Origin of the sequence: Flavobacterium sp. (genome assembly GCF_044368995.1) — a bacterium.
Lineage (GTDB): Bacteria > Bacteroidota > Bacteroidia > Flavobacteriales > Flavobacteriaceae > Flavobacterium.
The window spans coordinates 1-7,011 of the sequence record NZ_JBIPMS010000093.1; the positions used below are offsets into that span (position 1 = coordinate 1).

Sequence of the window (7,011 nt, forward strand, 5' to 3'; positions counted from 1 at the left end):
GTTTGGAACATTCCAGAAATAAGACGGCTAAATTATTTTCCACAGAAAGCATTTAATTTTTTAAATGATACAGACAAAAAATTCGTGATAGATGAAGCTAAAAAAATCAATTTAGACTTTACTCAAATTTCATCGGACAACTACTTAAAGTTTTTAGTTACCGAAGTTAAACCATTTATAGATGCCAACTTTTCAGTTTTTACCAATAAAGAAAACACAGCAATTATGGGTTCTAGCATGGGCGGATTAATTTCAATGTATGCCCTTTGCGAATATCCAACTATTTTCGGAAAAGCGGCTTGTTTATCTACCCATTGGATTGGTTTAAAAAACGCGGAAAACAATCCTATTCCAAATGCTTTTTTCAAGTATTTAAAGGCCAAATTACCCAATCCAAAAACACATAAAATTTATTTTGATTTCGGAACAAAAACCTTAGATGCGGAATATGTAAGGTATGAAAAAGACGTCAATGACATATTAAAATCTAAAGGATTTGACACTTCCAATTCAAAAAATTTAAAATTTGAAAACGCCGATCATACAGAAAAATCTTGGAACAAACGTTTAGAAATACCTTTACAATTTTTATTTAATTAGATATGAAAAAATTAGTAGTATTGGCAGTATTTGCCTTAAGTTTTATAAATAGTTACGCGCAAAATGCCACTAATTTAACAAGCGAAAAATTAGAAAATGCCGTTATTTATGAAGTGAATATTCGTCAATATTCGCCTGAAGGCTCATTTAACGCTTTTACAAAAGACATTCCTAATTTAAAACAATTAGGTGTAAAAGTTATTTGGGTGATGCCTATTTTTCCCATTTCGCAAACCAAAAGAAAAGCAACTGGGGGCGATGATAGTAAATTTGCTTCAGAAATGCCAGCAGCGGAACAACATAAATATTTAGGAAGTTATTATGCAGTTTCTGATTTTAAAAAAGTAAATCCAGAATTTGGAACGCTAGAAGATTTTAGAAAATTAGTAAAAACTTCGCACCAAAATGGCATATATGTTATTTTAGATTGGGTGCCCAATCACACAGGTTGGGATCATGTTTGGATTAAAGAACATCCAGAATATTACACTCAAAATGAAAAAGGAGAAATTATAGATCCAATTAATCCTGAAACAGGAAAAACTTGGGGTTGGACAGACGTTGCCGATTTAAATTACGACAATCAAAACCTTCGTGCAGCAATGACTGCCGATATGAAATATTGGCTTCAAAAAGAAGGTATTGATGGCTTTAGATGCGATGTAGCCGGAAATGTTCCTGCTGATTTTTGGCAAAAAACCATTCCAGAATTACGTGCTGTAAAAACCATCTTTATGTTAGCAGAAGCCTGGGAACCTGAATTATTGAAAGACAATTTGTTTGACATGGCATATGGATGGGAAGCTCACCATACAATAAATAGAATTGCTCAAGGCAAAAACACAGTTGAAAATTGGGATAAATTAATTATTGACGATACAAAAAAATATGCTTCGGATGATATTTTAATGAATTTCGTAGACAACCACGATGAAAATTCTTGGAACGGAACCATTAAATCTCGATTAGGTGCTGCAGAAGAAGCCATGACAGCTTTAACATATGTTATGCCTGGGATGCCTTTAGTATATAGTGGTAATGAATATGGATTGAAACACAGTTTGAAGTTTTTCGAGAAAGATTCAATTCCAAAAACCAAAGGAAAAGACTGGGAATTAAGAGCCAAATTAGGACAATTAAAAAACGAAAATATTGCATTAAATGGCGGCAAAAACCCAGCGTCATATAAGCGAATTTCTACAAATGACGACACTAAAATTTTAGCGTTTGAACGTGAAAAAGACGGTAAAAAAATTATTTACATTGCCAATTTATCGAATCAAACTATTGAAACAAAAATTCAATTAAAAGGCGATTTTACAGATTATATGTCGGGTAATAAAATTCTATTTAGAACAGATGCACCTATTGGCCTAAAAGCTTGGCAATATTTAATTTTAACCAATTAAAATATTCCCATAAGTGCATATTACTTAATCCACCAACACGAATATTTATTATTGGAATAGGATTAATTATTTTTATTAAACCGAGAGGATTCAGATAATATCAAATTAAAAAAAATCCCAAACGCTATTGAATTTGGGATTTTATATATTTAGAATCTGAAACAAGTTCAGATTGACAAATTTTATTTTATAACTCCAACGCTTTTTTAGGATTATTATCCATCAATAATTCCATTGGGTTTTCTAGCGCTTCTTTTACGGCAACTAAGAAACCAACAGATTCACGACCATCAATAATTCTGTGGTCATATGATAAAGCCACATACATCATTGGGTGAATTTCCACTTTACCGTTTACGGCGATTGGGCGCTCAATAATATTATGCATGCCTAAAATTCCAGATTGAGGCGGATTGATAATCGGCGTAGATAACATACTTCCAAAAACACCACCATTTGTAATTGTGAAGGTTCCACCGGTCATATCGTCAACAGTAATTTGTCCGTCTCTTGCACGTAAAGCCAAACGTTTGATTTCTGCTTCTACGCCACGGAACGTTAATAATTCTGCATTTCTAACTACAGGAACCATTAATCCTTTTGGCCCAGAAACGGCAATTGAAATATCTGCAAAATCAAAAGCCAATTTATGGTCGCCATCCATCATTGAGTTTACATCTGGGTACAATTGCAATGCTCTTGTAACCGCTTTTGTAAAGAAAGACATATAACCCAAACCAAGACCATTGTGTTTCGCCTTAAATTCATCTTTATATTGGTTTCTTATAGTATTAATTGGTGTCATGTTTACTTCGTTAAAAGTAGTTAACATGGCTGTCTCGTTTTTAGCGGCTACTAAACGCTCTGCTACTTTTCTACGTAACATAGAAAGTTTTACTCTTTCTGTTCCACGAGGACCACCAGTTGATGTTCCCATTGATGGAATGGCATTTGCGGCATCGTCAGTAGTAATTCTTCCCCCTTTTCCTGTCCCAACGATGTCAGAAGGATTGATCTTCTTTTCGTCCAATATTTTTTTAGCAGCTGGAGATGGCACTCCGGCAGCATATGTTTTTTCAGCAACTGGAGCCGCTTTTACTTCTTCTTTTTTTACTTCTGGCGCTTTTTCTACAGCAGTCACAGGCGCTCCTCCGTCTGGTTTAGCAGCAGCTGTATCAATATGGCAAACTACTTGTCCTACAGCTACAGCATCACCTTCTTCCGCTTTAAGCGTAATAATTCCGCTAGCTTCTGCAGGTAATTCTAACGTAGCTTTGTCTGAATCAACTTCAGCAATAGCTTGATCTTTTTCAACGTAATCTCCGTCTTTTACTAACCAAGTTGCAATTTCAACTTCGGTTATAGATTCTCCCGGTGATGGGACTTTCATTTCTAAAATCATATTCTTTCGTTTTAAGTTTTAGGATAAAATGCTTCCTAAAATTATATTAATGTTGTATAACTGTTATTGAAATAATTTTTTATCAAAAACCATAGCAATAGCGTTAGCTTGACGTTTTTTCGAACGTTCGTAACTTCCTGCTGCGGGGGCACTATATGCTTTTGGTGAGGCCAAACGTAATTTTACTAAATCGAAATTCATTAATAAATATCCGTAAGCGCCCATATTTTTTGGTTCTTCTTGTGCCCAAACATAATCATCCACATTTGGGTAAGAATCTATTATTGTTTTAATCTGATCTGTAGCTAATGGGAATAATTGTTCTAAACGAACTACAGCCACATCATTTCTTCCTAATTCTTCTCGTTTGGCAATAATATCATAATATACTTTTCCTGTACAGAATACTAAAGATTTAACTACTTTTTTGTCTTTAAAGGTATCGTCAATTACTTCTTGAAATTGTCCGTTTGCTAATTCTTCTGCTGAAGAAACCGCTAGCGGATGACGCAATAAACTTTTCGGAGTAAACACAATTAACGGTTTACGAAATTTAGTTTTCATTTGTCTTCTCATTAAGTGGAAGAAGTTGGCTGGAGTGGTAACATCCGCAATGTACATATTGTGTTTGGCACACATTTGTAAATAACGTTCCATACGAGCAGAAGAGTGTTCTGCACCCTGATTTTCATACCCATGTGGCAATAAGAAAACCAATCCGTTTTGGTTGTTCCATTTGTCTTCACCTGCAGAAATGTATTGGTCAATCATAATTTGCGCACCGTTAGAGAAATCGCCAAATTGTGCTTCCCAAATGGTTAATGTATTTGGTGAGGCTAAAGCATAACCATATTCAAAGCCAACTACTCCATATTCTGAAAGGTGCGAATTGTAGATATAAAAGTTTCCTTTTCTATTTTTGACGTTGTTTAACAAAATAACTTCTTCTTCTGATTCTTCTACTTTAATTACTGCATGCCGGTGCGAAAACGTTCCGCGCTCTACGTCTTGTCCAGAAATACGAACATCATAACCTTCTGATATTAAAGATCCGTAAGCCAATAATTCGCCCATTGCCCAATCTAATTGGTCTTTTTCGAAGAACATAGCTTTTCTGTCGCCAATTAATTTAGTGATTTTGCTAATGAATTTTTTGTCTGAAGGCAGTTCTGTAATTGTAGAAGCAATATCCGTTAACTGCTTTTTATCAAATTTCGTATCAAATTTTGATAGCATAACATCATCTGAAACTTGTTCAAAACCGTTCCATTCATTTTGCATAAATGGTGTAATTATAGTTAAGCTTTTCTTACGAGATGCTTCTAAATTTTCATCTAGATTTGATTTATATGTTTCTTCTAACGTTTTTACGTAATTGTCGTCAATTACACCTTCAGTTATTAATTTTTCTGCATAAATATCACGAGGATTTTTATGTTTGGCAATGGCTTTGTATAATTTTGGTTGTGTAAAACGAGGTTCGTCACCTTCGTTATGACCATATTTTCTATATCCTAATAAATCGATAAAAACATCGCTTCCAAACTCCATTCGGTAATCTAAAGCAAATAACATGGCATGAACCACCGCTTCGGCGTCATCTGCATTTACATGTAATACAGGCGATAAGGTTACTTTTGCAACATCTGTACAATAGGTTGATGAACGGGCGTCTAAATAATTCGTGGTAAATCCAACTTGGTTATTAATAACTAAGTGAATGGTTCCACCTGTTTTATAACCGTCTAACTTTGCCATCTGTATAATTTCATACACAATACCTTGTCCGGCTACAGCGGCATCACCGTGAACAGCAATGGGTAAAACTTTTGAAAAATCATTTGCAAAATAGCGGTCTTGTTTTGCTCTTGTTATCCCTTCAATAACTGCACCAACAGTTTCTAAGTGAGATGGATTTGGTGCTAAATTTAAATTTATTTTTTTCCCTGAATCCGTAACACGGTCAGATGTTAAACCCAAGTGGTATTTTACATCACCATCAAAAGTCATGTCATCATCGTAGTCTTTTCCGTCAAATTCTGAGAAAATATTTTGTGTATCTTTACCAAAAATATTGGCTAAAACATTCAAACGGCCACGGTGTGCCATTCCCATTACAAATTTTTCTACACCTTTTTCTGCAGCAGCTTCAATTAGCGCATCTAATGCCGGAATTGTAGCTTCACAACCTTCTAAAGAGAAACGTTTTTGACCTACATATTTTGTGTGTAAGAAGGTTTCAAATGAAACGGCTTCGTTTAATTTTTTTAATATATTTTTCTTTTCATCAGCTGAGAAATTCGGCTGATTGTCGTTGATGTCTAATCTGTTTTTAATCCAATCTTGCACCACTGGCTCTCTGATGTACATAAATTCTACACCAATTGACGAACAATAAACACGCTCTAAATGATTGATAATATCTGCCAAACTACTTGGTTGCATGTGTACCATTTTTGCGGCATCAAAAACTGTTGTTAAATCTGCTTGAGTCAATCCAAAGTTTTCTAAAGCTAAGGTTGGAGAATAAGTTCTTCTATCTCTAACAGGATTTGTTTTGGTAAATAAATGGCCTCTAGTCCGGTATCCTTCAATTAGTTTTAAAACATTAAATTCTTTTTGAAGTTGTTCGGAATTATCACCAGAAACAGAATTATTAACGGTGTGTGCAATTTGCTCACCTGGATTAGAAAATTCATTAGCAAAATCGAACCCTTGAAAAAAACTTCTCCAACTTGGTTCTACACTGTCTGGATTTTGTATATATTGGTCGTATAAATCTGCAAAAAATGCAGTATGTGCTGCGTTTAAAAAGGAAAACCTATCCATAATTCTGTCTAAATGACGATTTGGTTAAAAAATTTTATGCAAAAGTATAAACTTTTATGCTAAATGTTCGAAGAAATTTATACTTTTATGTTCAAATTAACAAATAAGGACTAAATATAATGAAAATAAAGAGAAAGTTACTAAATACATTTTTTTACACACTAATTTTTCTCAATTCTGCACACTTGTTTTCTCAGCAAGACAGCATTCCTACAATACAATCTGTTTTTTGGCAAAAAGTGCAATATGGCGGAGGATTAGGCTTGGCTTTTGGTAACGGATATTCAAATTTTTCTTTATCTCCAACAGGATATTATCATATAAACAAAACGGTTAGCGTTGGTGCAGGAATTTCAGGGAGTTATGTTGCTCAAGAATCAAATCCATCAAATTACAATGCATTGGGATATAAATCAACTGTTTTTGGAGGAAGTGTAATTGGTTTACTTCATCCAATTGAAAACATTCAACTTTCTACCGAAATGGAACAATTACGAGTAACCAGAAAATTTGATGAGGTTAATAGTTCCAACGATTCTTTTTGGAATACAGCTGTTTTTATTGGTGTAGGGTATCGCTCACAAAATGTAACCTTTGGGGTAAAGTACAATTTACTATTTGCCAATCAGAAGAATGTATATGCGCAAGATTGGCTTCCTTTTGTTAGAGTAATGTTTTAAAAGTAATTTTATCTTAACATTAAATCTATTAGAAATGCTTAATTTTACAAAAAAAATTATGCGATTTATACTTTCCTTTTTATTGTTTTCA

At 34.0% G+C, this 7,011-nt stretch carries 5 protein-coding genes; 3 read left to right on the plus strand and 2 right to left on the minus strand.

Annotated elements, in window-relative coordinates:
- A partial coding sequence (locus ACIQ2I_RS07025) for an alpha/beta hydrolase (RefSeq protein WP_396181716.1) occupies positions 1-600 on the plus strand: 600 nt, incomplete at its 5' end.
- A gap of 2 nt (positions 601-602) precedes the next feature.
- The gene (locus ACIQ2I_RS07030; RefSeq protein WP_396181717.1) at positions 603-2,009 is read left to right on the plus strand and encodes an alpha-amylase family glycosyl hydrolase; all 1,407 of its coding nucleotides are present in this window, start codon (positions 603-605) and stop codon (positions 2,007-2,009) included.
- A 187-nt stretch (positions 2,010-2,196) separates the two neighbouring features.
- Here ACIQ2I_RS07030 and odhB read toward each other — a convergent pair whose 3' ends face one another.
- Both odhB and ACIQ2I_RS07040 read right to left on the minus strand, forming a co-directional pair.
- A complete protein-coding gene (gene odhB / locus ACIQ2I_RS07035) occupies positions 2,197-3,411 on the minus strand; it encodes a 2-oxoglutarate dehydrogenase complex dihydrolipoyllysine-residue succinyltransferase (protein WP_396181718.1) in 1,215 nt (404 codons plus the stop codon).
- Between the two features lie 63 nt (positions 3,412-3,474).
- Positions 3,475-6,240, minus strand: coding sequence for a 2-oxoglutarate dehydrogenase E1 component (locus ACIQ2I_RS07040; RefSeq protein WP_396181719.1), 2,766 nt, complete (start codon positions 6,238-6,240; stop codon positions 3,475-3,477).
- A 119-nt stretch (positions 6,241-6,359) separates the two neighbouring features.
- Between ACIQ2I_RS07040 and ACIQ2I_RS07045 the strand changes: the two genes are divergently transcribed.
- Positions 6,360-6,920, plus strand: a complete 561-nt coding sequence (locus ACIQ2I_RS07045; protein WP_396181720.1) for a hypothetical protein — start codon at positions 6,360-6,362, stop codon at positions 6,918-6,920.
- Positions 6,921-7,011: the final 91 nt, after the last annotated feature.

Excerpts from the sequence above, each read along its gene's own strand:
- ACIQ2I_RS07040 (WP_396181719.1), bottom strand. The coding sequence starts at position 6,240 with ATGGATAGGTTTTCCTTTTTAAACGCAGCACATACTGCATTTTTTGCA.
- ACIQ2I_RS07030 (WP_396181717.1), top strand. The coding sequence starts at position 603 with ATGAAAAAATTAGTAGTATTGGCAGTATTTGCCTTAAGTTTTATAAAT.
- ACIQ2I_RS07045 (WP_396181720.1), top strand. The coding sequence starts at position 6,360 with ATGAAAATAAAGAGAAAGTTACTAAATACATTTTTTTACACACTAATT.
- odhB (WP_396181718.1), bottom strand. The coding sequence starts at position 3,411 with ATGATTTTAGAAATGAAAGTCCCATCACCGGGAGAATCTATAACCGAA.